18 protein-coding genes, 1 pseudogene and 1 riboswitch are annotated in these 23,429 nt (G+C 68.2%); of the genes and pseudogenes, 11 read left to right on the top strand and 8 right to left on the bottom strand.

From position 1 onward, the window contains the following. The first annotated feature begins 139 nt into the window (after positions 1–139). Together secA and AC5P9C_RS07585 are read left to right on the top strand one after the other, a co-directional pair. On the top strand, positions 140–2,872 hold the full coding sequence (secA, locus tag AC5P9C_RS07590) for a preprotein translocase subunit SecA (RefSeq protein WP_414615181.1): 2,733 nt from the start codon (positions 140–142) through the stop codon (positions 2,870–2,872). 102 nt (positions 2,873–2,974) lie between these two features. Beyond that, the gene (locus tag AC5P9C_RS07585; protein WP_164688291.1) at positions 2,975–3,928 is read left to right on the top strand and encodes a Nudix family hydrolase; all 954 of its coding nucleotides are present in this window, start codon (positions 2,975–2,977) and stop codon (positions 3,926–3,928) included. A 103-nt stretch (positions 3,929–4,031) separates the two neighbouring features. Here AC5P9C_RS07585 and AC5P9C_RS07580 read toward each other — a convergent pair whose 3' ends face one another. Continuing rightward, positions 4,032–4,616 carry a DUF4124 domain-containing protein gene (locus AC5P9C_RS07580; protein ID WP_130768482.1) on the bottom strand — a complete coding sequence of 195 codons (585 nt, stop codon included), beginning with the start codon at positions 4,614–4,616 and terminating at the stop codon, positions 4,032–4,034. 40 nt (positions 4,617–4,656) lie between these two features. After that, a complete protein-coding gene (gene metF, locus AC5P9C_RS07575; RefSeq protein WP_049468206.1) occupies positions 4,657–5,484 on the bottom strand; it encodes a methylenetetrahydrofolate reductase [NAD(P)H] in 828 nt (275 codons plus the stop codon). A 203-nt stretch (positions 5,485–5,687) separates the two neighbouring features. On the opposite strand from metF, the gene AC5P9C_RS07570 reads away from it, so the two are divergent. From AC5P9C_RS07570 to AC5P9C_RS07555, 4 genes are read left to right on the top strand one after another with little or no spacing between them, the layout of a single operon-like run. Next, positions 5,688–6,614: an alpha/beta fold hydrolase gene (locus tag AC5P9C_RS07570; protein WP_343542861.1), complete on the top strand. Its 927-nt coding sequence runs from the start codon at positions 5,688–5,690 to the stop codon at positions 6,612–6,614. A 24-nt stretch (positions 6,615–6,638) separates the two neighbouring features. Next, positions 6,639–7,685 (top strand): sensor histidine kinase, encoded by a 1,047-nt coding sequence (locus AC5P9C_RS07565; protein ID WP_343542863.1) that lies wholly within the window; start codon positions 6,639–6,641, stop codon positions 7,683–7,685. Further along, entirely contained in the window at positions 7,682–8,413 is a 732-nt protein-coding gene (locus AC5P9C_RS07560; RefSeq protein WP_343542865.1) for a LytR/AlgR family response regulator transcription factor, read from the top strand. The genes AC5P9C_RS07565 and AC5P9C_RS07560 overlap by 4 nt, the downstream gene beginning before the upstream one ends. Positions 8,414–8,463: 50 nt before the next feature. Next, complete coding sequence (locus AC5P9C_RS07555; protein ID WP_049468200.1) at positions 8,464–9,021, top strand: DUF3228 family protein; 558 nt, start codon at positions 8,464–8,466, stop codon at positions 9,019–9,021. A 75-nt stretch (positions 9,022–9,096) separates the two neighbouring features. Here AC5P9C_RS07555 and AC5P9C_RS07550 read toward each other — a convergent pair whose 3' ends face one another. The 3 genes from AC5P9C_RS07550 to ahcY all read right to left on the bottom strand — a co-directional run bounded on the left by AC5P9C_RS07550 (position 9,097) and on the right by ahcY (position 11,677). Continuing rightward, on the bottom strand, positions 9,097–9,582 hold the full coding sequence (locus AC5P9C_RS07550) for a hypothetical protein (RefSeq protein ID WP_182067965.1): 486 nt from the start codon (positions 9,580–9,582) through the stop codon (positions 9,097–9,099). Further along, complete coding sequence (gene ybaK, locus AC5P9C_RS07545; protein ID WP_057494302.1) at positions 9,582–10,055, bottom strand: Cys-tRNA(Pro) deacylase; 474 nt, start codon at positions 10,053–10,055, stop codon at positions 9,582–9,584. Before ybaK ends, AC5P9C_RS07550 begins: the two co-directional genes overlap by 1 nt. Before the next feature lie 176 nt (positions 10,056–10,231). After that, entirely contained in the window at positions 10,232–11,677 is a 1,446-nt protein-coding gene (ahcY, locus tag AC5P9C_RS07540) for an adenosylhomocysteinase (RefSeq protein WP_053462184.1), read from the bottom strand. 36 nt (positions 11,678–11,713) lie between these two features. Beyond that, positions 11,714–11,797, bottom strand: a riboswitch (S-adenosyl-L-homocysteine riboswitch). Between the two features lie 120 nt (positions 11,798–11,917). Here ahcY and AC5P9C_RS07535 point away from each other — a divergent pair. Both AC5P9C_RS07535 and ppc read left to right on the top strand, forming a co-directional pair. Beyond that, on the top strand, positions 11,918–14,434 hold the full coding sequence (locus AC5P9C_RS07535; protein ID WP_495205127.1) for a S9 family peptidase: 2,517 nt from the start codon (positions 11,918–11,920) through the stop codon (positions 14,432–14,434). A gap of 172 nt (positions 14,435–14,606) precedes the next feature. Continuing rightward, on the top strand, positions 14,607–17,318 hold the full coding sequence (gene ppc / locus AC5P9C_RS07530) for a phosphoenolpyruvate carboxylase (RefSeq protein ID WP_495205126.1): 2,712 nt from the start codon (positions 14,607–14,609) through the stop codon (positions 17,316–17,318). An 87-nt stretch (positions 17,319–17,405) separates the two neighbouring features. On the opposite strand, the gene AC5P9C_RS07525 is transcribed toward ppc, so the two are convergent. Together AC5P9C_RS07525 and metK are read right to left on the bottom strand one after the other, a co-directional pair. After that, positions 17,406–17,912, bottom strand: coding sequence for an acyl-CoA thioesterase (locus AC5P9C_RS07525; protein ID WP_049468190.1), 507 nt, complete (start codon positions 17,910–17,912; stop codon positions 17,406–17,408). 140 nt (positions 17,913–18,052) lie between these two features. Further along, positions 18,053–19,264: a methionine adenosyltransferase gene (gene metK, locus AC5P9C_RS07520; protein ID WP_005408103.1), complete on the bottom strand. Its 1,212-nt coding sequence runs from the start codon at positions 19,262–19,264 to the stop codon at positions 18,053–18,055. A gap of 331 nt (positions 19,265–19,595) precedes the next feature. Here metK and olsF point away from each other — a divergent pair, with 331 nt between their 5' ends. The 3 genes from olsF to AC5P9C_RS07505 all read left to right on the top strand — a co-directional run bounded on the left by olsF (position 19,596) and on the right by AC5P9C_RS07505 (position 23,294). After that, complete coding sequence (olsF, locus tag AC5P9C_RS07515) at positions 19,596–21,311, top strand: bifunctional ornithine lipid synthase OlsF (protein ID WP_343543525.1); 1,716 nt, start codon at positions 19,596–19,598, stop codon at positions 21,309–21,311. Further along, positions 21,308–22,108, top strand: coding sequence for a UDP-2,3-diacylglucosamine diphosphatase (locus AC5P9C_RS07510; protein WP_150827554.1), 801 nt, complete (start codon positions 21,308–21,310; stop codon positions 22,106–22,108). Before olsF ends, AC5P9C_RS07510 begins: the two co-directional genes overlap by 4 nt. A gap of 139 nt (positions 22,109–22,247) precedes the next feature. Beyond that, entirely contained in the window at positions 22,248–23,294 is a 1,047-nt protein-coding gene (locus tag AC5P9C_RS07505) for a metal-dependent hydrolase (RefSeq protein WP_343543526.1), read from the top strand. A gap of 11 nt (positions 23,295–23,305) precedes the next feature. On the opposite strand, the pseudogene AC5P9C_RS07500 reads toward AC5P9C_RS07505, so the two are convergent. Beyond that, positions 23,306–23,429 (bottom strand): annotated as a pseudogene (locus tag AC5P9C_RS07500) (IS110 family transposase); the annotation flags it as partial.

Here is a 23,429-nt window from a genome sequence, read left to right as displayed (position 1 = left end):
AGGGTTGAAACCCCTCGCGCCCGTCCCAAGCTACAATGGGTGTTGCCATCGACAGGGCGCCAGGCGCCCTGTTTCGTTTGCGGCGGACGGATCCCCAGGGGGAGGCCGGGCGTCGTGTCCATCCAACCCGGTTCCTTCAATGATCAACAGCCTGCTTACCCGCGTATTTGGCAGTCGTAACGAACGACAGCTGCGCCAGCTCAACCGCATCGTCGCCAAGATCAATGCGCTGGAGCCGGAGATCGAGAAGCTGTCCGACGAGCAGCTTCAGGCCAAGACGCCGGAGTTCAAGCAGCGCATCGCTGGCGGTGAAGCCCTGGACAAGGTGCTGCCGGAAGCGTTCGCGGTCTGCCGCGAAGCCGGCCGCCGCGTGCTGGGCATGCGCCATTACGACGTGCAGCTGATCGGCGGCATGGTGCTTCACCTGGGCAAGATCGCAGAAATGCGCACCGGTGAAGGCAAGACCCTGGTGGCGACCCTGCCGGTGTACCTCAATGCACTGGAAGGCAAGGGCGTGCACGTGGTCACCGTGAACGACTACCTAGCCCGTCGCGACGCCGCGCAGATGGGCAAGCTGTACAACTGGCTGGGCCTGAGCGTGGGCGTGGTGTACCCGGGCATGCCGCACAGCGACAAGCGCGAAGCCTACGCGGCCGACATCACCTACGGCACCAACAACGAATTCGGTTTCGACTACCTGCGCGACAACATGGCGCTGTCCAAGGCCGATCGCTACCAGCGTGGCCTGCACTACGCCATCGTCGACGAAGTCGACTCCATCCTGATCGACGAGGCGCGTACCCCGCTGATCATCTCCGGCCCGGCCGATGATTCCCCGGAGCTGTACATCCGCGTCAACCGCGTCGTGCCGCACCTGGTCAAGCAGGAAGCGGAAGACGGCGACGGCGATTTCTGGGTCGACGAGAAGGGCAAGCAGGTGCACCTGTCCGAGGCGGGCATGGAGCACGCCGAGCAGCTGCTGGTGGAAGCCGGCATCCTCGACGGCGAGACCGAAGGCCTGTACGCGGCGCAGAACCTGACCGTGGTCCACCACCTCAACGCCGCCCTGCGCGCGCACGCGATCTACCAGCGTGACGTGGACTACATCGTGCGCGACGGCGAAGTGGTCATCGTCGATGAGTTCACCGGTCGCACCCTGGCCGGCCGCCGCTGGTCCGATGGCCTGCACCAGGCGGTGGAAGCGAAGGAAGGCGTGCCGGTGCAGCGCGAGAACCAGACGCTGGCGAGCATCACCTTCCAGAACCTGTTCCGCATGTACAAGAAGCTGTCCGGCATGACCGGTACGGCCGATACCGAAGCATTCGAGTTCCAGAGCATCTACGGCCTGGAAGTGGTGGTGATCCCGACCAACCGCCCGACCATCCGCAAGGACAGCCCGGACCAGGTGTTCCTCAACCGCAAGGGCAAGTTCAATGCGGTGCTGGCCGACATCGAAGAGTGCGCCAAGCGCGGCCAGCCGGTGCTGGTGGGTACCACCTCGATCGAAACCTCGGAAATGCTGTCCGAGCACCTGAGCAAGGCGGGCGTGAAGCACGAGGTGCTCAATGCCAAGCAGCACGACCGCGAAGCGACCATCGTCGCCAACGCCGGCCGTCCGGGCGCAGTGACCATCGCCACCAACATGGCCGGCCGCGGTACCGACATCGTGCTGGGCGGTTCGCTGGAAGCCGAGATCCACGCCCTGGGCGAGGACGCGACTGACGAGCAGAAGGCGGCGGTCAAGGCCGAATGGCAGAAGCGCCACGAGGCAGTGAAGGCGGCCGGCGGCCTGCACATCGTCGGTACCGAGCGCCACGAATCGCGTCGTATCGACAACCAGCTGCGCGGCCGTTCGGGCCGCCAGGGTGACCCGGGTTCGTCCCGCTTCTACCTGTCGCTGGAAGACAACCTGATGCGCATCTTCGCTTCCGACTGGGTGCAGAAGGCCATGCGCATGATGGGCATGAAGGAAGACGACGTCATCGAGGACCGCCTGGTCAGCCGCCAGATCGAAAAGGCGCAGCGCAAGGTCGAGGCCCACAACTTCGACATCCGCAAGAACCTGCTGGACTTCGACGATGTCAACAACGACCAGCGCAAGGTGATCTACGCCCAGCGCGACGAGCTGCTGGACGCCGAGTCGGTGAAGGCCAACGTCGACGGCATCCGCGACGACGTGATCTTCGACACCGTGGCGCGCTTCGTGCCGCCGAACTCGATCGACGAGCAGTGGGACCTGCGTGGCCTGGAAGCGACCCTGGAGTCGGACTTCGGCCTGCAGATGTCGCTGACCGACCTGGTCAAGGCGCATGAGGAACTGGACGCGGAGGCCATCGCCGCCAAGGTCCAGGAGCGCGTCAACCAGCACTTCGCCGAGAAGGAAGCCGGCCTGGGCGAAGAGACCATGCGCGCGCTGGAGAAGCACGTGATGCTGACCGTGCTGGACCAGAGCTGGAAGGAGCACCTGGCACGCATGGATTACCTGCGCCAGGGCATCTACCTGCGAGGTTACGCGCAGAAGCAGCCGAAGCAGGAATACAAGAAGGAAGCCTTCGAGCTGTTCTCGGACATGCTGGAGAACGTCAAGCGCGAAGTGGTGACCCTGTTGGCCCGCGTGCGCATCCGCAGCGACGAGGAAGTGCAGGCGCTGGAAGCGGCCGAGCGCCAGCAGGCGCAGGCCCGCCTGAGCCAGTCGCAGTTCCAGCACCAGGATGCCGGCGGTTACAGCGCCGACGAGGAAGCCGCGCAGGTGGAAGCCGCCCAGCAGGGCGTGGCCACGCTGCAGCGCGACGAGCCGAAGATCGGCCGCAATGATCCGTGCCCGTGCGGCAGTGGCAAGAAGTACAAGCACTGCCACGGCCAGCTGAGCTGACCCCGGAAGGCCCCGCGCAAGCGGGGCCTTCTGCTTTGGCGCGGGCAATCCGGCGCGGATTCGTGATTGCGCTGGTCGCCCTGTTCTGGGCATGCTGCCCCCATGGTTTCCCCCACCCGATCGATCCACGTTGTCGCTGCCGTCATCACCGACGCCCGCGGCCGCGTGCTGCTCAACCGCCGTACCGAGAACCGCGACATGGCCGGCCTGTGGGAATTCCCCGGCGGCAAGCGCGAATCCGGCGAGACCTCCGAACAGGCGCTGGTGCGTGAATTGCGCGAGGAGCTGGGCATCGAGGCCGATGTCGGGCCGTGGCTGATGGACGTGCCGCAGCGCTACCCCGACAAGCACCTGACCCTGGAGGTGCGCCATGTGCGCAGCTGGAAGGGCACCCCGCGTGGCCGCGAGGGCCAGGCGATCACCTGGGTGGCGCAGGACAAGCTGGGCCGCTACTCGATGCCGCCGGCCGACCTGCCGGTGGTGGCCGCCTTGCGCCAACCGGACCGCTACCTGATCACCCCGGCACCGGCCGACGATGCCAGCGGCGTGCAGCACTGGCATGACTGCCTGCAGCGCGCGGTCGCGGCGGGCCAGCAGCGCATCCAGCTGCGGCTGCCGCCGGAACACCCGCAACGGCAGGCGATGATCGAACAGGCCGTGCGCGCGCATCGTCGCGGCGTGCAGTGGCTGCTCAACCGCGATATCGCGCTGGCACGCTCACTGGGCGTGGGGGTGCATCTGGGCAGCGAGCAGCTGCATGACCTGCAGGAACGGCCCTTGCCGGAGGGGCAGCTGGTCGCCGCGTCCTGCCATGACCTGGACCAGTTGCAGGCGGCGCAGCGGCTGGGCTGCGACTTCGCAGTGCTCGGCCCGGTGCAGGCCACCGCCAGCCACCCCGGGGCAGCGCCGCTGGGCTGGGAGGCCTTCGCCGCACTGCGTGCGCAGGTGTCGCTGCCGATCTACGCCCTGGGCGGCATGGCCGCGGGACACATCACCGAAGCCCGCCGCCATGGTGGGCAGGGGATCGCCGCCATCCGCGGGCTGTGGCCAACATAACGCCGCGCACGCGGGGTCAGATCCCTGCGCGGCAGGGCTCTGACCCCATGGCCGAGATCCGGGGTCAGAGCCCTTCCGCTGGAAAGGATCCGGCCCCGTCCGATCACAACGTGATCCAGAAACATCCGTATTGCCGCCGCAACCCCAGCACGGTCGAAGCGCGCGACACGCTGCCGGGCAGCGTCTGTTCCAGGCGCAGGCCGATCGGATGGCGCGCCGGCGGCGGCTCGGGGTCGGATTCCTGCGCCGCAGCGCTCTGACCGTCCTCCTGCGAGGCCGCCAGCCCCTGTGACGGATACACCGGCACCACGTCCACCAGCGGCCGCCGCGCCAACGATTCCAACTGGCCGAGGATGCGCTGTGCGCCCACGTCGGAAACCGCGCCCCACAGGTACAGGGAGGACAGCCGGTTCACATCGTTGCTGACGATGCCGGTACGCAGCGCCTCCACCAGTTCGCTCAGCCGCCGCGGGCAGCGCGCACCCAGGGTATCGCGCGGCGGGGTGTTGCCGGCGGGCGCGGGCGGTGGCAATCGTGATCGGGCGCCGACGCTGTCGCAGGGCCGGTCGGTATACACGCTCTGGCCCTGCGCATCGGTGCAGCGGTTCAAGCGCGTGGACTGCGCATGGACAACGCTCGATGCCGAGCACAACGACAGCAGCAACAGCAGGAAGGAAAGCCGGTTCATCGCCGCAGGGTAGCGCCGATCGTGGCCAGATGGCGTGCTTTCAGCCGTGCAGCAGCTTCAACACCGACGTGGTCGGCTTGGCCAGGTTCAAGGTGTAGAAGTGCAGGCCCGGCGCGCCGCCCTCGACCAGGCGTTGGCACAGCCTGGCCACCACTTCGGTACCGAACGCGCGCACCGATTCGGCGTCATCGCCATAGGCCTGCATCTTGCGGCTGATCCAGCGCGGAATTTCCGCACCGCACTGTTCGGAAAAGCGGCGCAGCTGGCTGAAGTTGGCGATCGGCATGATGCCGGGCGTGATCGGCACCTGCACGCCGAGCCGGCGCACGGCATCGACGAAATGGAAATACGCATCCGGGTTGTAGAAATACTGGGTGATCGCCGCGTCGGCGCCGGCATCGATCTTGGCCTTGAAGTGCTTCAGGTCGGCCAGTGCATCGGAGGCCTGTGGGTGGGTCTCCGGGTAGGCGCCGACCTCGATGCGGAAGGCATCGCCGTGCTCGGCGCGGATGAACTCGATCAGCTCGGCGGCATAGCGCATGTCGCCGGGGAAGCCCATGCCGGAGGGCAGGTCGCCACGCAGCGCGACCAGGCGATGGCAGCCGATGGCGCGGTACAGCTTGAGCAGTTCGCGGATTTCCTGGCGGGTGCCGCCGACGCAGGACAGATGCGGTGCCGCCTCGAAGCCGTGGTGCTGGTTGAGGTGGCGCACGGTCTCGGAGGTGTAGCTGAGGGTCGAGCCACCGGCACCGAAGGTACAGGACACGTACTCGGGGCTGTAGTCCTTCAGCCTGGCCGCGGCGCGGTCCAGCTGGCTGCGCTGTTCGTCGGTCTTGGGCGGATAGAACTCGAAGCTGATGGCAGTCATGGCACGGGCGGCGGCGGCGGGTGCGGATCAGTATATCGCTTCATCAAGATGGATGTGCGATTACGGTGTGAGGGTCGCTCGTCCGGGGCACGCGACCGTTCGCGGCGGCGACCGGCCGTTGCTCCGGAACCGCAACCGGCGGCCCCGCGCCGGCGCCACGCTGTTCCCATCCCGGCAGCACCCACCCGACGAAGGAGCAGACGATGAAGATCTTGCTGGCACTCTGGTACGCGATGAACGCCCTGGCCCGACTGGCGATGATCGGCATGGCGATGGCCGTGCTGGGCTCCGGTTCCGCACATGCCGCCACCGGCGCGAGCGCTGGCAAGGTGCAGGTCGAGGTGGTCGGCAAGGGCCGCCCGCTGCTGATGATCCCCGGTCTCAACAGCAGCGCCGAGGTCTGGCGCGGGACCTGCCGGGCCCTCAAGGATGTGCAGTGCCACCTGGTACAGCTGCCGGGGTTTGCCGGCGCCGCGCCGGCAGACCCGCGGCCGGCGGATTTCCTTCCGGCCATGCGCGACCAGCTGCTGGCCTATGTGCATGACCAGAAGCTGGACCATCCGGCGGTGATCGGCCACAGCCTGGGGGGCCTGTTGGGCCTGCAGATGGCGCAGGCCGAGCCGACGGCGGTCAGCGCACTGGTGGTGGTCGATGCACTGCCGTTCCTGCCTGCGGCGCGTGACCCGAGTGCCACCGCAGACAGCGTGCGGCCCATGGCCGACCGGCTGCGCAGCGGCATGCTCGCCGCCGACGCCGCGCAATGGCAGGCGCAGCTGAAGGCCGGCCTGCCGGGCCTGACCCGCGATACGCAGCGCCAGGCCGAACTGGGTCGTTGGGGCGACGCCAGTGATCGCCAGACCACGGCCGATGCCATGCATGCGGTCATGACCACCGACCTTCGCGACAGCATTGCGTCGATCACCGCACCGACACTGGTGCTCGGCAGCTGGGCCGGCTACCAGCCGATGGGCGGCACCGAGGAAAGCACCCGTGCCGTCTTCCAGGCCCAGTACGCGAAGCTGCAGGGCGTGCAGATCGCGATGAGCGCGCAGGGTTTCCATTTCCTGATGTGGGATGATCCGCGCTGGCTGCACGGGCAGGTGCAGGCCTTCCTCGACCGCCACCCCTGAGTTTCACCACGCCTCGGAATGGACATGCCGGCTTCCTCCTCGACGGTACGCTTCTGGCTGCTCAATGCACTGGTATGGGCGCTTTATGGCGCCGCGGGACTTGGCTTGCGGCATGCCTACCTCGCCGACGCCGGAAGTGCGGGTGCATTGATCACGGTCGGCCTGGCGCTGACCCTGTTCGCGTGCAGCGGCGGCATCCGCGCCCTGGCCCTGGGCGCCGGCTGGTGGTCGCGCGGGACCGCCGGGCTGCTGCTGCGACTGGCGCTGTCGGTGGGCGTAGGCGCTGCGTTGGCACAGGTGCTGGTGAACATCGCGTTGCACGCAGCGCTGGCCTGGGGATGGGTGGACATCGGTCGCCAGGTGGCCGACTTCAGCCCCAAGGCGCTGCTGCTCTACTGGTACACCACCGCGGTGATGCTGGCACTGTGGACCGCGCTCTGGGCAAGCCTGCACAGCCTTCGCCGTGTGCGCGGCGCCGAACTGGCACGCCTGCGCGCCGAAGCCGAACGCAGTGCGCTGGAACGTGACGCGCTGCGTGCGCGGCTCAATCCGCACTTCATGTTCAATGCGCTGAACAACCTGCGCGCGCTGATCCTGGAAGATCCCGAGCGTGCGCGCGACATGGTCACGCGGCTGTCGCGCACGCTGCGCCAGGCGCTGGCGCACAACCGCAGCGAGCAGGTGACGTTGGCCGAGGAACTGGCGGTGGTCGACGATTACCTGGCCATCGAGGCGGTCCATTTCGAACAGCGCCTGCAGGTGCGGCAGCAGATCGATGCCGATGCCACGCAGGCGCAGCTGCCGGCGATGGCGTTGCAGTTGCTGGTGGAGAACGCGATCAAGCACGGTATCGCCAGCCGCCCCGGCGGCGGCGAGGTACAGATCCGCGCCACGCTGGACAATGACGTGCTGCGGTTGCAGGTGGAGAACCCACGTGCAACCGGCAGCGAACCCACCCATGGCCATGGCGTCGGCCTGGCCTACCTGCATGCGCAGTTGGGCACGCGTGGCCGATTCGTGCTGCAGCCGGTCGGCGACCGCATGCAGGCCCTGCTGGAGATTCCACAATGAGTGGCCTGCTGCGCGTGTTGATCGTGGATGATGCGCGGCTGGCGCGGCAGGAACTGCGTACGCTGTTGTCGGCGCTGCCGTGGGTGCAGTGCGTCGGCGAAGCCGACGACGTGCCCGCCGCACGCGAGGCGATCGCCGCGCTGGCGCCGGACCTGGTGCTGCTGGACGTGCAGATGCCTTCCGGCAGCGGCTTCGACGTGCTGGAGGGCCTGGAGGCAGTGCCGGCGGTGGTCTTCGTCACCGCCTATGACAGCTACGCGGTGCGCGCGTTCCAGGCCAACGCGCTGGACTATCTGGTGAAGCCGGTGGAGGCACCGCGCCTGCTGGAAGCACTGGAGCGCGCGCGCGAGCGCAACGCAGGGGCGAGCGGGGCGCCGGCACTGCGCAGCACGCTGGCTGCGCAGGACCAGGTGTTCGTGCGCGAGGGCGAACGCTGCTGGTTCGTCGCGGTCTCGGAGATCCGCAGGCTGGTGGTGGACGGCAACTACACGCGGCTGTGGTTCCGCGACCAGAACGCGTTGCTGACCCGCAGCCTGAGCGCGCTGGAGGCTCGCCTGCCGCAGGAGCTGTTCTTCCGTGCCAACCGCAACACGCTGGTCAATCTGCGCCGTATCCGCGGCATAGCGCCCAGCATCGGCGATGGCTACGACCTGACGCTGGAGGATGGCAGCGAGGTGGAGGTGTCGCGGCGGCAGGCGCGGGAGCTGCGCGAGCGGATGGCGCTGTAGGCGCTGCCAGCGGTTACCCTGTGCAGCGGATTCCCAGATCACGCCGCGCCATGTCCATCGTCCTCACCGATTTCGCCCGTCCCCGCCTGTTCCCGCGCGTACCGCGTGGCAACACGATCCAGGACTGCACTGCCGAACAGTTCGAGGCGCACCTCAACGCGCACGCGCCGCTGAAGGTGCTGGACGGCTATGCACCGTTCTGCAAACTGTTCGTCTACGAGAACTGGACCAGCACGCGCTGCCTGACCGTGCCGATCACCGAGGCCAACCGCCCTCTGCTGCGCAGTGGTTACGAGGCACGCAATCGCGACGAACTGCCGGTGCTGGTGCGCTGGTTCGAGGGCGTGGAGTCGCCGCGTGCGAACTACCTGGTGGTGATCCTGTACAGCGCCGGGCAGCTGGCGAAGGAAGGCTCGCCGATCGAGGCCGAGTGGGGCATCGTCGGTTGCATCTATACCGCCGAACCGGAAGAGGTGCCGATGGCGCCGATCACGATGATGCGCAATGCGCTGGGTGTGGAAGAGGGCGGTTCCGGCGTACCACTGGACCGCGAGGCCTACCGGCGCTCGGTCGCGTTCTGGGAGAACAACGCCAACTGGCGGCCCTGAGCGACATTGATCATCCACGCCTCACGTGAATGTACAGACCGCAGTAGAGCCACGCCATGCGTGGCTGCCTGGCCTTCAGGCAGCTTTCCACTCCCACCACGGGTAGTGGTACTCGCGGTCGATGGCCTGCCAATGCTGGCCGCAGTGCGTGCAGGCAACGTTGTGGCAATCGCCCCAACCCTCCTCGGCCGCCTGCAACGCGAGCAGCTGCATCTGCCCTTGTTCGATCAGGCGGCGCGGATCGAAGAACGGGTAGCCGGGATTGAGCGCGCACAGGCAGCCTGCGTGCGCCTGCCAGTACCGCAGCCGTTTCAGGGCCGCCTCCAGATGCGCCTGGTTGCTGATCAGCATGCCGCCGAAAGCGATGCCCTGGCAGCTGCGTTCGATCAGGTCCACATGCGCGGCCAATGCGTCCAGCGACGGTGCACTGAACAGTCGTGCGACGACGCGGGCGGCGTCGGTGATGCGCTCGGCGTCGCGCGACAGCAGGTCCTGCAGCAGCACATCGGCCTGCGCATCGTCCAGCCGCGGTATTGGGCGGGCAGTCCAAGGCCAGCGCATCAGCGTGCCTTGCCGATGGCGGCGAAGTGGCCAGCGGTCAGGCGCAGCAGGTCGGCCGGCGCCAGTTCCACTTCCAGGCCACGGCGGCCGGCGCTGACGTGCAGCGTGGGCAACGCCTGCGCGCTGGCGTCCAGGAACGTGCGCAGGCGCTTCTTCTGCCCCAGTGGGCTGATGCCGCCGACCAGGTAGCCGGTCGCGCGCTGTGCGGCGTCGGCGGCGGCCATCTCGCACTTCTTGCAGCCGGCCGCTTCGGCCAGCGCCTTCAGGTCGAGCTGGCCGGCCACCGGCACGATCGCCACCAGCAGTTCGTGGGCCTCGGTACTGGCCAGCAGGGTCTTGAACACCTGGGCCGGGTCGAGGCCGAGCTTGTCGACGGCTTCGCCGCCATACGATTCGGCGTGGGCGTCGTGCACGTAGCTGCGCACGGTGTGGGCGATCTTCTCGCGCTTGAGCAGGTTGATGGCCGGGGTCATGCAGGCATCGTAGCGTGCGGCGGGGGCCGTGCCTTGACCGAGGCTATTGTTGCCGCCCCGGGTGAGGATGCGCGGTGCCCGGCCGCACGCAAACGCAGAACGGGCGCCCCAAGGCGCCCGTTCCGTTCTTTGCATGCACCGGTAGTGCCGGCCGCTGGCCGGCACCGCGCAGGGCATCAGTAGCGGTAGTGGTCCGGCTTGAACGGGCCTTCCACCGGCACGCCGATGTAGTCGGCCTGGTCCTGGGTCAGGGTGGTCAGCTTCACGCCGATCTTTTCCAGGTGCAGGCGAGCCACTTCCTCGTCCAGCTTCTTCGGCAGCAGGTAGACCTTCTTCTCGTAGCTGTCCTTGTTCGCCCACAGGTCGATCTGTGCCAGGGTCTGGTTGGCGAAGCTGTTGGACATCACGAAGCTCGGGTGGCCGGTGGCGCAGCCCAGGTTCACCAGGCGGCCTTCGGCCAGCAGGAAGATCGCATTGCCGTTCGGGAAGATGTACTTGTCCACCTGCGGCTTGATGTTGACGTGCTTGATGCCCGGGTAGGACACCAGTGCGTCGACCTGGATCTCGTTGTCGAAGTGGCCGATGTTGCAGACGATGGCCTGGTCCTTCATCGCGCTCAGGTGCTCGATGCGGATGATGTCGCGGTTGCCGGTGGTGGTGACGTACAGGTCGGCACGGCCCAGGGTCGATTCGATGGTGTTGACTTCGTAGCCTTCCATCGCCGCCTGCAGGGCGCAGATCGGGTCGATCTCGGTGACGATCACGCGCGCGCCGTAGGCACGCAGCGAGGCGGCGCAGCCCTTGCCGACGTCGCCGTAGCCGCAGACCACGGCCACCTTGCCGGCCAGCATCACGTCCATCGCGCGCTTCAGGCCATCGGCCAGCGACTCGCGGCAGCCGTACAGGTTGTCGAACTTGCTCTTGGTGACCGAGTCGTTGACGTTGATCGCCGGGATCAGCAGGGTGCCGGCCTGGGCCAGCTGGTACAGGCGGTGCACGCCGGTGGTGGTCTCTTCGGAGACGCCCTTCCAGTCCTTGACCACGCGGCCCCAGTAACCCGGGCGCTCCTTGGCCACGCGCTTGAGCAGGTTCTTGATGACCTGTTCTTCGTGCGAGGACGAGGCGGTGTTGACCCAGTCGCTGCCGTTTTCCAGCTCGTAGCCCTTGTGGATCAGCAGGGTCACGTCACCACCGTCGTCCACCACCAGCTCCGGGCCGGTCAGGGTGCCGTCGGCCAGGGTGAAGGTCAGCGCGTCCAGGGTGCAGTCCCAGTACTCCTCCAGGGTCTCGCCCTTCCAGGCGAACACCGGGGTGCCGGTGGCGGCGATGGCGGCAGCGGCGTGGTCCTGGGTCGAGAAGATGTTGCACGAGGCCCAGCGCACGTCGGCGCCGATGTCCTTCAGGGTCTCGATCAGCACCGCGGTCTGGATGGTCATGTGCAGCGAGCCGGTCACGCGCACGCCCTTCAGCGGCAGCTCGGCCTGGTACTTGCGGCGGATCGACATCAGGCCCGGCATCTCGTGCTCGGCGATGTCCAGTTCCTTGCGGCCCCAGTCGGCCAGCGTGATGTCGCGGATCTTGTAATCACCTTCGGTGGAGAAGGTCTTGGCAACAGCGTTCATTGATGTGCTCCGGTTGTGGGCGAGCGGGTGCTCGCATCTGGCCGGGCGCCGTTGTTACAAAGCCACCTTACCGAGCCTGGCCGGGCCTCGGGGGATCCGGTCGCAGCGCCCCTCGGCAGGGGAGAACCCCCATTATATCGCGGCCTCGCCATGACATCCGGATGACCCAACCATCGGCAGGTGGGCAAGCGTGCATGGGCTGTTAAGGTCGGTGTTTTCACGCATCACACAGGTGGAACGATGAGCATGCACGCGCGCCGTACGCGGCGCTGGACCGGCCTGGTCCTGTCGATGGGACTGCTGGCGGTGGCCCCGCTGGCATGGGCGCTGGCGCCGCAGCCTGCTGCAGCGCAGGCCCAGGGCGTCACCGGCTACGAACTGCCCTCGGCGGCGTTGCAGGCGGTGGTCGATGCGCCGCGCGCGCCGTCGCTGTTCCTGTCGCCGCGCCGCGACGTGGCCGCGATGATGCAGATGCCGTCGCTGCCGTCGATCCAGGTGGTGGCGCAACCGGAGTTGAAGCTGGCCGGCCTGCGCATCAACCCGCGCACGTTCTCCGACAGCCGCTTCAGCTTCGGCGAGAAGCTGTGGCTGATGAACGTGGCCGATGGCAGGGAACGGCCGATCAGCGGCCTGCCGGCCACGCTGTCGATCGCCAGCCTGATGTGGTCGCCGGACCAGAAGTGGCTCGCTTTCAACCAGGTCGACGCCACCAGCGGCGCCAACGAACTGTGGCTGGTGGACGTGGCCGCCGGCAGCGCCCGCCGCCTGGTTGCGGGCCTGAACACCGTCATCGGCAGTGGCTACCAGTGGCTGCCGGACAGTCGGGGGCTGGTGGTGTTCACCCGCCCGGCGAACCTGGGGCCCGCCCCGGCCGCCGACGGCATCCCGACCGGCCCGGCCGTGCAGCAGACCCGCCAGGATGGCGGCGTCGTGTCGATCCGGACCTACCAGGACCTGCTGAAGAACGAAGCCGATGCGCGCCAGTTCGACTACTACGCCACCACCCAGCCGGTGGAAGTCAGCCTGGACGGGCGCACCCGCGCGATCGGTGCGGCCGGCATCTTCATGGGCTTCTCGGTGTCGCCCGATGGCCGCTTCGTGCTGCGCCAGCCGGTGCAGCGCCCGTATTCCTACGTGGTGCCGGTGAGCAGCTTCCCGCGCCGCATCGAAGTGATCGACCGCGCCAGCGGCACGCTGGTGCACACCGTGGCGGTGCGGCCGCTGGTGGAAGGCCTGCCGACCGGCAACGATGCCGAAGTGACCGGCGTGCGCGACATCAGCTGGCGGGGGGATGCCGATGCCACCCTGGTCTGGGCCGAAGCGCAGGATGGTGGCGACCCGAACAGGGACGCGAAGGTGCGCGACGCGGTGCTGATGCAGGCCGCGCCGTTCGACAAGCCGCCGGTGACGCTGGCCCAGCTGGGCAGCCGCCTGGCCGGCATCAGCTGGGGCCGCGGTGACCTGGCCGTGCTGACCGAATCGTGGTGGAAGACCCGCAGGACCAAGACCTGGCTGATCGCCCCGGACACTGCCAGCGCCGAACCGCGCCTGCTGTGGGATCGCGATGCGCAGGACCGCTACGCCGATCCGGGCCGGCCGCTGCTGGCCAGCGACGCGCGCGGCCGTTCGCTGCTGCAGACCAGCCCCGATGGCGGCAGCCTGTACCTGGCCGGTGCTGGCGCGTCGCCGGAAGGCGACCGTCCGTTCGTGGATCGCTTCGACCTCGCCACGGGCAAGGCGACGCGCCTGTTCCACTCGCAGGCGCCGAGCTATTCGCTGCCGGTGGCACTGCTGGACAACCAGGGCAGCTCGCTGCTGCTGAGCCGTGAGAGCCCGGACGAGCCGGCCAATTTCTTCGTGCAGTCGCTAGCCGATGCCAGCGCCGCGCCGCGCGCACTGACCCACTTTGCCCATCCGCTGCCGCAGCTGAAGGGCGTGCAGAAGGAGCAGATCCGCTACAAGCGCAAGGATGGCGTCGACCTGACCGCGACCCTGCTGCTGCCGCCGGGCTACGACCCGAAGCGCGATGGCCCGCGCCCGCTGCTGATGTGGGCCTACCCGGGCGAGTTCAAGAGCGCGGCCGCGGCCAGCCAGGTCACCGATTCGCCGTACCGCTTCAATGCGATCAGCTACTGGGGCCCGCAGGCGTTCCTGGCCAAGGGCTACGTGGTGCTGGCCAGCCCGTCGATGCCGATCATCGGCGAGGGCGACAAGGAGCCGAACGACACCTATATCGAACAGCTGGTCGCCAACGCGCAGGCCGCGGTGGATGAGGTGGTGCGCCGTGGCGTGACCGATCGCGACCACATCGCCATCGGCGGCCATTCCTATGGTGCATTCATGACCGCCAACCTGCTGGCACACACCCGCCTGTTCAAGGCCGGCATCGCACGCAGCGGCGCCTACAACCGCACGCTCACGCCGTTCGGCTTCCAGGCCGAGGAACGCAACTACTGGCAGGCACAGGACGTCTACCAGAAGATGGCGCCGTTCAACTACGCCGACAGGATCAAGGATCCGATCCTGTTCATCCACGGCGTGGACGACAACAACTCCGGCACGTTCCCGATCCAGAGCGAGCGCATGTTCGCCGCGGTGAAGGGCCTGGGTGGCACCGCGCGGCTGGTGATGCTGCCCAACGAATCGCATGCCTACCGCGCACGCGAATCGATCATGACCATGCTGGCCGAGAGCGAGCGCTGGCTGGAGCAGACCATCGGCCCGGCCGCGCAGGGCACGGCGAAGAAGAAGCGCTGACCGGACCGGGCAGTGCCGGCCGCCGGCCGGCAACCTCATGGACCCACGCCCCCTGAGGTTGCCGGCCGGCGGCCGGCACTACCAGATGAAACCATTTTTGCATCGCAGCACGACGCCCGATCTGGGATAGGCTTGGGGTCTGGATCCGTTGACCGAGGCCTGTGCGTCGCCGATGAACGAGTACCGCAGCAGCATCGAGTTTGCTTCTCCCGATCTTCCGCTTCGCGATGACGTGCGCCGGCTCGGCGCACTGGTCGGCGACCTGCTGGTCGAACAGGTATCGGCCGCGTTCCTCGATGATGTCGAGGACGTGCGCACCCGCGCCATCGCCCGCCGCGAGAACCAGGCGCCGCTGTCGGAGCTGGCCGAAGGGCTGGCCGGGCGCACGCCGCAGCAGGCCGAGACCATGGTGCGGGCGTTCAGCACCTACTTCCAGGTGGTCAACATCGCCGAGCGCGTGCATCGCATCCGCCGCCGCCGCGATTACCAGCGCGCGGGCACCACCGCGCCGCAGCCCGATGGCCTGCAGGATGCGCTGCAGCACCTGAAGGCGCAGGGCGTGACGCTGGACGAACTGGCGCAGTGGCTGCCGCGCATCGACATCGAGCCGGTGTTCACCGCGCATCCCACCGAAGCCGTGCGCCGTGCGTTGCTGGAGAAGGAGCAGCTGATGGTGGCCAGCCTGGTCGACAACCTCGACGGCCAGCGCACGCCGGGCGAGGCGGCCGCCGATGCCGCGCGCTTCCGCATGGCGCTGACCGCTTCGTGGCAGACCACCGACTCCTCGCCGGTGCGGCCCACCGTCGACGACGAGCGCGAGCACGTCGGCTTCTACCTGGTGCAGGTGCTGTACCGGGTGATTCCGGTGCTGTACGAATCGCTGCAGCAGGCGCTGCGTGATACCTACGGCGAGGAACTGCCGCTGCCGCGCCTGCTGCGCTTCGGTACCTGGGTGGGCGGCGACATGGACGGCAACCCGAACGTGGACGCGCACACCATCCGCAATACGCTGGATGCGCAGCGGCAGGCAGTGCTGGGGCGCTACCAGAAGGAACTGCTGCAGCTGGCCAGCCTGCTCAGCCAGTCCACCGAGCGGGTGGGCGTGAGCGAGGCGCTGCAGGCGCGTGTGGCGCACTACCAGCAGCTGCTGCCGCAGGTGCAGCCGCGGCCGCGCCATGCGGACATGCCGTACCGCCTGCTCAACGACCGCATGCGCGCACGCCTGCAGGCTACGCTGGAGGATGGCGAAGGCGCCTATGCCGGTCCCGACGAACTGATCGACGACGTACAGCTGATCCTGGACAGCCTACGCGCGAACCGCGGTGAACATGCCGGTGGCTTCGCTGTGCAACGCCTGCTGTGGCGGGTGAAGACCTTCGGCTTCCATCTGGCACGGCTGGACGTGCGCCAGGAATCGAGCGTGCATGCGCGCGCGCTGGCCGCAGTGCTGGGCGGCGACGCGACGTGGGAGGGTCTGGATGCCTTGGGCCGCGCGCGCCTGCTGGCCCCGCATGCCAGCGGTGAGGCCCCGTTGCCGAAGGGCGACGACGAAGGCAACCGGCGCCTGGACGCGGTGTTCGCCGCACTGGCCGATGCGCGTGCGCGCCACGGTGGTGACGCGCTGGGCAGCTACATCATCTCGATGGCACACGACCGCAGCGACGTGCTGGCGGTGCTGGCGCTGGCGCGCCGTGGCGGGCTGGTGGAAGGCAATGGATCAGTCCCGCTGGACATCGCGCCGCTGTTCGAGACGGTGGACGACCTCAAGCGCGGCACGGCGACCCTGCGTGACCTGCTGGCCGATCCGGTGTACCGCGCTCACCTGCGTGCGCGCGAGGACGTGCAGATGGTGATGCTCGGCTATTCGGACAGCAGCAAGGACGGTGGCATCGCCGCCTCGCGCTGGGGCCTGCAACGTGCGCAGGTGGAACTGCTGGAGGTGGCAGCCGAGGCGGGCATCCGCCTGACCTTCTTCCATGGCCGTGGCGGCTCGATCAGCCGCGGTGGCGGCAAGACCACGCATGCGGTCGATGCGTCGCCGCGCGGCAGCATCGATGGCCGCCTGCGGGTGACCGAGCAGGGCGAGGTGATCCACCGCAAGTACGGCATCCGTGCGCTGGCGCTGCGGTCGCTGGAACAGGCCACCGGTGCGGTGCTGCGCGCCAGCCTGCGCCCGCGTGCCGCCGAACCCCGCGAGGACGACTGGCGGCCGGTGATGGACGCGGTCGCCTCTGCCAGCAGCGAGGTGTATCGCGCCTTCGTTGGACAGGCCGGTTTCATGGATTACTTCCGTACCGCCACGCCGATCGACGTGATCGAGCGGATGACGCTGGGCTCGCGGCCGTCGCGCCGGCTCGGCCAGGATGCCGCGCTGGGCAACCTGCGTGCGATTCCGTGGGTGTTCGCCTGGAGCCAGGCGCGTGCCGTCATTCCCGGCTGGTACGGCGTGGGCAGCGGCCTGCAGGCGGCGGTCGATGCCGGCCACGAACAGACCCTGCGCGACATGGCGCGAGACTGGCCGTTTTTCCGCACCTTCCTGGACGACATCGCGATGGTGCTGTCCAAGGGCGATATCACCATCGCCGAGCAGTTCTCGCGGTTGTCGGGCGACCTGCACGGCCGGTTCTTCCCGCAGGTGCAGCGCGAACTGGAACTCACCCGGCACTGGCTGCTGGCGTTGATGGGCCAGCAGACGCTGCTGGACCACGATGCGCGTCTGGCATTGTCGATCCGCCTGCGCAATCCCTACGTCGACCCGATCAGCGTGCTGCAGGTCGACCTGCTGCAGCGCTGGCGGGCCAGCGGGCGCGAGGATGACGATCTGCTGCGCGCGCTGGTGGCGTGCGTGAACGGCGTTTCGCAGGGTGTGCAGAACACCGGTTGAGGTGTCGCGGTAGTGCCGGCCGCTGGCCGGCAACCTCATGATGTTTCGCGGCACGCACGAGGTTGCCGGCCAGCGCCCGGCACTACCTCATTCTTCCGGCGACGGCGGATTCGACGCCAGCAGTTCCAGGTGGCGCTGTTCCATTTCCTGGCGCAGCTGGCGGCGGATCTGTGCTGCGGCCTGGCGGCGTTTTTCGTCGGATGTTGCCGGCTGCAAGGACGGGACGGGCGTCGGCCGGCCTTCCTCATCCACCGCCACCATGGTGAAGAAGCAGCTGTTGGCGTGGCGCACGCTGCGCTTGAGGATGTCCTCGGCCACCACCTTGATGCCGATCTCCATCGACGAGGTGCCGGTGTAATTCACCGAGGCCAGGAAGGTGACCAGCTCGCCCACCGCGATGGGCTGGCGGAACATCACCTGGTCCACCGACAGGGTGACCACGTAGCTGCCGGCGTAACGGCTGGCGCAGGCGTAGGCGACCTGGTCGAGCAGGCGCAGGATGGCACCGCCGTGGACCTTGCCGGAGAAATTGGCCATCTCCGGCGACATCAGCACGGTCATGGACAGCTGGTGGGTTTTCAGTTCGGTCGACATGGGGCGATTGTATCGGCAACCGGGTAGGGCCGGCCGCTGGCCGGCAACCGCGCGATTGTTTCCGGAGGCCATGAAAAAGCCGGCCAGCGGCCGGCTCTACCAGAAAAGAGAAGGGCCGCTTGCGCGGCCCTTCGTCTGTCTTACTTCAGCTTCGCATCGGCGCGCAGGGCGGCGGCGCGGTCGGTCTTCTCCCAGGAGAAGGCCGTGGCGTTGACGGTCTCGCCTTCGCCGTTGAGGTAGCTGAACTCCTTCGGCTTGCGGCCGAAGTGGCCATAGGCCGCGGTCTGCTGGTACATCGGGTGGATCAGGTCCAGCATCTTGATGATGCCGTACGGGCGCAGGTCGAAGTGCTTGCGGATCAGCTTCTCGATCTTGTCGTCGCTGATCTTGCCGGTGCCGAAGGTGGTGACCGAGATCGAGGTCGGCTCAGCCACGCCGATGGCGTAGGAGACCTGCACTTCGCAACGGTCGGCCAGGCCGGCGGCGACCACGTTCTTGGCGACGTAGCGGGCCGCGTAGGCCGCCGAACGGTCGACCTTGGACGGGTCCTTGCCGGAGAACGCGCCACCACCGTGACGGGCCCAGCCGCCGTAGGTGTCGACGATGATCTTGCGGCCGGTCAGGCCGCAGTCGCCCACCGGGCCGCCGATCTCGAACTTGCCGGTCGGGTTGATGTGGAACTTGGTGCCCTTGTGCAGCCACTTGGCCGGCAGCACCGGCTTGATGATCTCTTCGCGGACGGCCTCGATGAGGTCCTTCTGCTTGATGCCCGGGGCGTGCTGGGTCGACAGGACCACGGCGTCGATGGCCGAGACCACGCCGTTCTCATAGCGCAGGGTGACCTGGCTCTTGGCGTCCGGGCGCAGCCACGACAGCGGCGAGTTCTTCTTCTTGCGGATCTTGGCCTGCTGCTCGACCAGGCGGTGCGACAGGTGGATCGCGGCCGGCATGTAGCTGTCGGTCTCGTTGGTGGCATAGCCGAACATCAGGCCCTGGTCGCCCGCGCCCATTTCTTCCGGCTTCTTGCGGTCCACGCCCTGGGCGATGTGCGGCGACTGCTTGCCGATCAGGTTCAGCACGCCGCAGGTGGCGCCGTCGAAGCCGACGTCGGAGCTGTCATAGCCGATGTCCGTGATGACCTTGCGGGTCAGCGCTTCCAGGTCGATCCAGGCGCTGGTGGTGATTTCGCCGGCCACGATGGCAACGCCGGTCTTGACCATGGTCTCGCAGGCCACGCGGGCGCGCTGGTCCTGGGTCAGGATCGCGTCCAGCACCGCATCGGAGATCTGGTCGGCAACCTTGTCCGGATGGCCTTCGGAGACCGACTCGGAGGTGAAGAGATAGCTGGACATCAGGCGTAATATCCCTTGATTCGGATGGAAAGATGGGCGCGCATGATACACGGGGTGCGCCGCCTGTGCATTGTGAACCTGTACCGGTTGCCGGTGGTTAAGCCCGTGTCGGCCTGCAGGGCCTGTCCCAGCGGGATTGGGCCCCGGGCGCGGGGCCCAGTGTTCCACCAGCGTGACAGCGGGGCGGGGGCTGCCGGGGCCGGCCGCGCAGGTCGCGGGTCCGTCGGCAGGGGGCGGGCGTCATCGTTCTGCCCCGAAACCGCCATCTGGCTGCCGCCTGGCGAGCGCAGGCTGTCGGCCAATCCGGCCGCCGGGCATCCGTGGATCCGCCATGCAGGAACTCGAACAGCGCCTCCAGCAACGTTTCCCCGACTGGTTCCACGGCCGTCGCGGCCAACTGGCGCGGCCGTTGCTGCGCAGCGTCGGCCGCTGGTCGCGGCTGGACCAGATCGAAGCCTTCCTGCAGCGCAGTGCGGGATTGCGCGGCTTCGGCTTCGTCGCCGCCGGCCTGGAATTCATCGGTGGCCAGTACCAGGTGGATCCGGCCGCGCTGGCCAGGATTCCGGCCACCGGCCGCCTGCTGATCGTCGCCAACCACCCTTCCGGAGCCCTGGATGCGCTGGCGCTGCTGGACGCGGTCGGCCGTATACGCCGCGACGTGCGGATCGTGGCCAATGACCTGCTGGGGGCGATCGCACCGCTGCAGGATCTGCTGCTGCCGGTGCGCATCCTCGGCGGCAAGGCGCAGCGCGGCAGCCTGCATGCGGTGGAGCAGGCGTTGGCTGCCGAGCAGTGCGTGATCGTGTTCCCGGCCGGCGAGGTCTCGCGCCTGTCGCTGCGCGGCATCCGCGATGGCCGCTGGCAGCGCGGGTTCGTCCGCTTTGCCCGCGCCGCCGGGGCACCGGTGCTGCCGGTACGGGTGGAGGCGCGCAACTCGGCGCTGTTCTACGGCGCCTCGACCCTGTTCAAGCCGGCCGGTACCGCGCTGCTGGCACGTGAGATGTTCACCCGTCGTGGCCGCCCGCTGCGGCTGAGCATCGGCGAGCCGATGCAGCTGGGCAAGGGCGGTGACCCGGGCACGCAGCTGCTGGCCGTGCGCCGTGCGCTGTACGCGCTGGGCCGCAACGGCGCGGCCGACCCTGCCGCTGCGTTCACCGGCCCCGAGCCGTTGGCGGCGCCGGTGCCGCCTTCGCGGGTCGCCGCCGGCATTGCCGCAGCGACCCAGCTGGGCCAGACCGCCGATGGCAAGCAGATCCTGCTGGCCACCTGCACCGCCGATTCCCCGCTGCTGCTGGAGCTGGGCCGCCTGCGCGAGCTGACCTTCCGCCAGGTCGGCGAGGGCACCGGGCGCAGCCGCGACCTGGACGACTACGACCCACGGTACGAGCACATCGTGATCTGGGACGCGGCCGCGCAGCGCATCGCCGGTGCCTACCGGATCATGCGCGGCGCGCAGGCCCTGGCCCGGCACGGCCTGTCCGGGCTCTACAGCGCGTCCCTGTTCCGCTATTCCGACGATGCGATCACCCACATCGCCGAGGGCCTGGAACTGGGCCGCAGCTTCGTGGTGCCCGACTACTGGGGCAGCCGCAGCCTGGATTACCTGTGGCAGGGCATCGGCGCCTACCTGCAGTGCCGGCCCGGCATCCGCTACCTGTTCGGCGCCGTGTCGATCAGCGCGGCGCTGCCGCGCGAGGCACGCGAGCAGCTGGTGGCGTACTACCAGCGCTACTACAGCGGTAGCGCCGGCCTGGCCGAATCGAACCGTCCGTTCCAGTACTTCGCCGCGCCGCCCAGTTTCGGCGAGCTGGATGCAGGCGCAGCCTTCGATGTGCTCAAGGCCAACCTGGCCGCGCTCGGCACCGGCGTGCCGACGCTGTACCGGCAGTACACCGATCTGTGCGAACCCGGCGGCGCACGTTTCCTTGCGTTCGGCGTCGACCCGGACTTCAGCGATTCGATCGACGGCCTGATCGAAGTGGACCTGTGCGCGATCCGGCCAAACAAGCGCAAACGCTATCTGCGCGACGCGGGGACGCCGGCATGAGCACGCTGGCGAACCTGTCGCCGCACCGGCGCGCAGTGTTCGTCTCCGACGTGCACCTGGGTTCACGTCATTGCCATGCCACCGAGCTGGCACGGTTCCTGTCGCAGCTGCGCTGCGAACGGCTGTACCTGGTCGGCGACATCATCGACCTGTGGTGGATGGCGCATCGCCGCGCCCACTGGCGGCAGTCGCACAGCGACGTCATCCAGGCCCTGCACGCGCTGCGCCGTGCCGGTACCGAGATCATCTACATTCCCGGAAACCATGACGCATCGCTGCGTCACGTCTGCGGGGTGATGCTGCCGGCCATGCAGGTACGCCGCCGCGCCATCCACGTGACCGCCGATGGCCGCCGGTTGCTGGTCGCGCACGGCGACGAGTACGACGGCGTGACCCACTTCGGCGGCCTGCAGGAAAAGTTCGGCGACTGGCTGTACTACCGCATCCTGACCGGCAACCAGGCCTTGAATGCAGTGCGGCGGCGGCTGGGCATGCGCTACTGGTCGCTGTCGGAGTTCCTGAAGAAGCGCAGCGGGGCCGCTGAACGCTACATCGAGCGCTTCGTGCAGGCCGGGCTGGACGACGTGCGCCGGCGTGGCCTGGACGGCATCGTCTGTGGCCACATCCATCGTGCCGCACTGCTCGAACGCGATGGCCTGGTCTATGCCAACGATGGTGACTGGGTGGAGAGCCTGACCGCACTGGCCGAAGACCATGATGGCGCGCTGCGCCTGCTGGACCACAACGGCCAGACCCTGGCGGAACTGCCAGGCGCGCGCTTGTCGCAGGCAGCATGACCCGTTTCCGTAGCGTCGACTGTCGCGCGTAGCGCGCGGTTTCCGCAACCTGATGGAAGAGCAGTCGACTGGCAGTCGACTCTACAGAAGCGGTGTCCGGGAGTGAGACGGCGCGCCCGCAAGCGGCTAGCATCAGGCCATGGATTCATTGACCCAGATCGTGCTCGGCGGCGCCGTCGCTGCTGCCATCGCTCCGCCCGGCCATCGCCGCGCGGCCCTGCTGGCCGGTGCCGCGCTTGGCACCCTGCCGGACCTCGACGCCCTGTGGCTCGGCTTCACCGCAGCCGACCCGGTGGTGAACATGATCGAGCACCGCAGCTTCAGCCATTCGCTGCTGGTGCTGCCCTGGGTGGCGGCGCTGGTCTGGTGGCTGTTCAAGCGCTTCGGCAACGGTCGGGTCGCACAGTCACCCGTGCGCTGGTTCTGGGCGATCCAGCTGGCGCTGGTCACCCATCCCGTGCTCGATGCGTTCACCGTGTATGGCACGCAGCTGTGGTGGCCGTTGCGGCCACACCCGACCATGGGTTCCAGTGTCTTCATCATCGACCCGGGTTATACGGTGTGGCTGCTGCTGGGCTGCGTGCTGGCCTGGTTTGGCCACGCCCGGCCGTGGGTGGGCAAGGTGCTGGGCGTGGCGCTGCTGATCAGCAGTGGCTACCTGGGCTGGGGCCTGATCGCCAAGGCGCAGGTCGACCGTGCCGCGCAGCAGAGCCTGGCCGCGATGGGCCTGGGCGATGCGCCGCGCTTCTCGGTGCCGATGCCGTTCAACACCCTGCTGTGGCGGGTGGTGGCGATGACGCCCAACGGCTACGTGGTGGGTGATCGCTCGCTGGTGGCCGACCACGGGCCGATGCGGTTCGAAGGCCATGCGTCCAACGTGCAGGCCTTGCGCGAAGCGGGAGACATCCCGGCGGTGCAGCAGCTGCAGTGGTTCAACCGCGGCTTCATGCGTGCACGGGTGGTGGACGGCCGGCTGGTGCTGAGTGACCTGCGCATGGGCCTGGAGCCGGACTACACCTTCAACTTCGTCGTGGCCGAGCAAGCCGACGGGCAGTGGCGGGCGATCGTTCCCGAGCAGGTGCGGATGGATTACCGCAGCCCGGCCGCGCGCGCCGACGCCGGTCGCCGGCTGGCCGTGATGTGGCAGCGGATCTGGCATGCGCCCGTAGCCGGTGCCGCCGAGTAGCAACTGTCTTGTCAGGGGCAGCCGAGGGCCACCTCGGCGTCCCGCTTACGGGCGTTTAGGATCACCAGCATTTTGCGCATGACCGCCACGAGCGCCACCTTGCTCGCTTTGCCCTTGGCCTTCAGGCCAGCGTAA

The sequence above is a fragment of the Stenotrophomonas sp. YJH_SMC_10 genome (assembly GCF_059371555.1).
The sequence above is the reverse complement of the archived record's forward strand: the minus strand, read 5'-3'. Positions and strand labels throughout refer to the sequence as shown.

Excerpts from the sequence above, each read along its gene's own strand:
- secA (WP_414615181.1), top strand. The coding sequence starts at position 140 with ATGATCAACAGCCTGCTTACCCGCGTATTTGGCAGTCGTAACGAACGA.
- AC5P9C_RS07510 (WP_150827554.1), top strand. The coding sequence starts at position 21,308 with ATGAGCACGCTGGCGAACCTGTCGCCGCACCGGCGCGCAGTGTTCGTC.
- AC5P9C_RS07525 (WP_049468190.1), bottom strand. The coding sequence starts at position 17,912 with ATGTCGACCGAACTGAAAACCCACCAGCTGTCCATGACCGTGCTGATG.
- AC5P9C_RS07570 (WP_343542861.1), top strand. The coding sequence starts at position 5,688 with ATGAAGATCTTGCTGGCACTCTGGTACGCGATGAACGCCCTGGCCCGA.
- AC5P9C_RS07550 (WP_182067965.1), bottom strand. The coding sequence starts at position 9,582 with ATGCGCTGGCCTTGGACTGCCCGCCCAATACCGCGGCTGGACGATGCG.
- ybaK (WP_057494302.1), bottom strand. The coding sequence starts at position 10,055 with ATGACCCCGGCCATCAACCTGCTCAAGCGCGAGAAGATCGCCCACACC.
- AC5P9C_RS07560 (WP_343542865.1), top strand. The coding sequence starts at position 7,682 with ATGAGTGGCCTGCTGCGCGTGTTGATCGTGGATGATGCGCGGCTGGCG.
- AC5P9C_RS07535 (WP_495205127.1), top strand. The coding sequence starts at position 11,918 with ATGAGCATGCACGCGCGCCGTACGCGGCGCTGGACCGGCCTGGTCCTG.
- ahcY (WP_053462184.1), bottom strand. The coding sequence starts at position 11,677 with ATGAACGCTGTTGCCAAGACCTTCTCCACCGAAGGTGATTACAAGATC.
- AC5P9C_RS07555 (WP_049468200.1), top strand. The coding sequence starts at position 8,464 with ATGTCCATCGTCCTCACCGATTTCGCCCGTCCCCGCCTGTTCCCGCGC.
- olsF (WP_343543525.1), top strand. The coding sequence starts at position 19,596 with ATGCAGGAACTCGAACAGCGCCTCCAGCAACGTTTCCCCGACTGGTTC.
- AC5P9C_RS07565 (WP_343542863.1), top strand. The coding sequence starts at position 6,639 with ATGCCGGCTTCCTCCTCGACGGTACGCTTCTGGCTGCTCAATGCACTG.
- AC5P9C_RS07580 (WP_130768482.1), bottom strand. The coding sequence starts at position 4,616 with ATGAACCGGCTTTCCTTCCTGCTGTTGCTGCTGTCGTTGTGCTCGGCA.
- ppc (WP_495205126.1), top strand. The coding sequence starts at position 14,607 with ATGAACGAGTACCGCAGCAGCATCGAGTTTGCTTCTCCCGATCTTCCG.
- AC5P9C_RS07505 (WP_343543526.1), top strand. The coding sequence starts at position 22,248 with ATGGATTCATTGACCCAGATCGTGCTCGGCGGCGCCGTCGCTGCTGCC.
- AC5P9C_RS07585 (WP_164688291.1), top strand. The coding sequence starts at position 2,975 with ATGGTTTCCCCCACCCGATCGATCCACGTTGTCGCTGCCGTCATCACC.
- metK (WP_005408103.1), bottom strand. The coding sequence starts at position 19,264 with ATGTCCAGCTATCTCTTCACCTCCGAGTCGGTCTCCGAAGGCCATCCG.
- metF (WP_049468206.1), bottom strand. The coding sequence starts at position 5,484 with ATGACTGCCATCAGCTTCGAGTTCTATCCGCCCAAGACCGACGAACAG.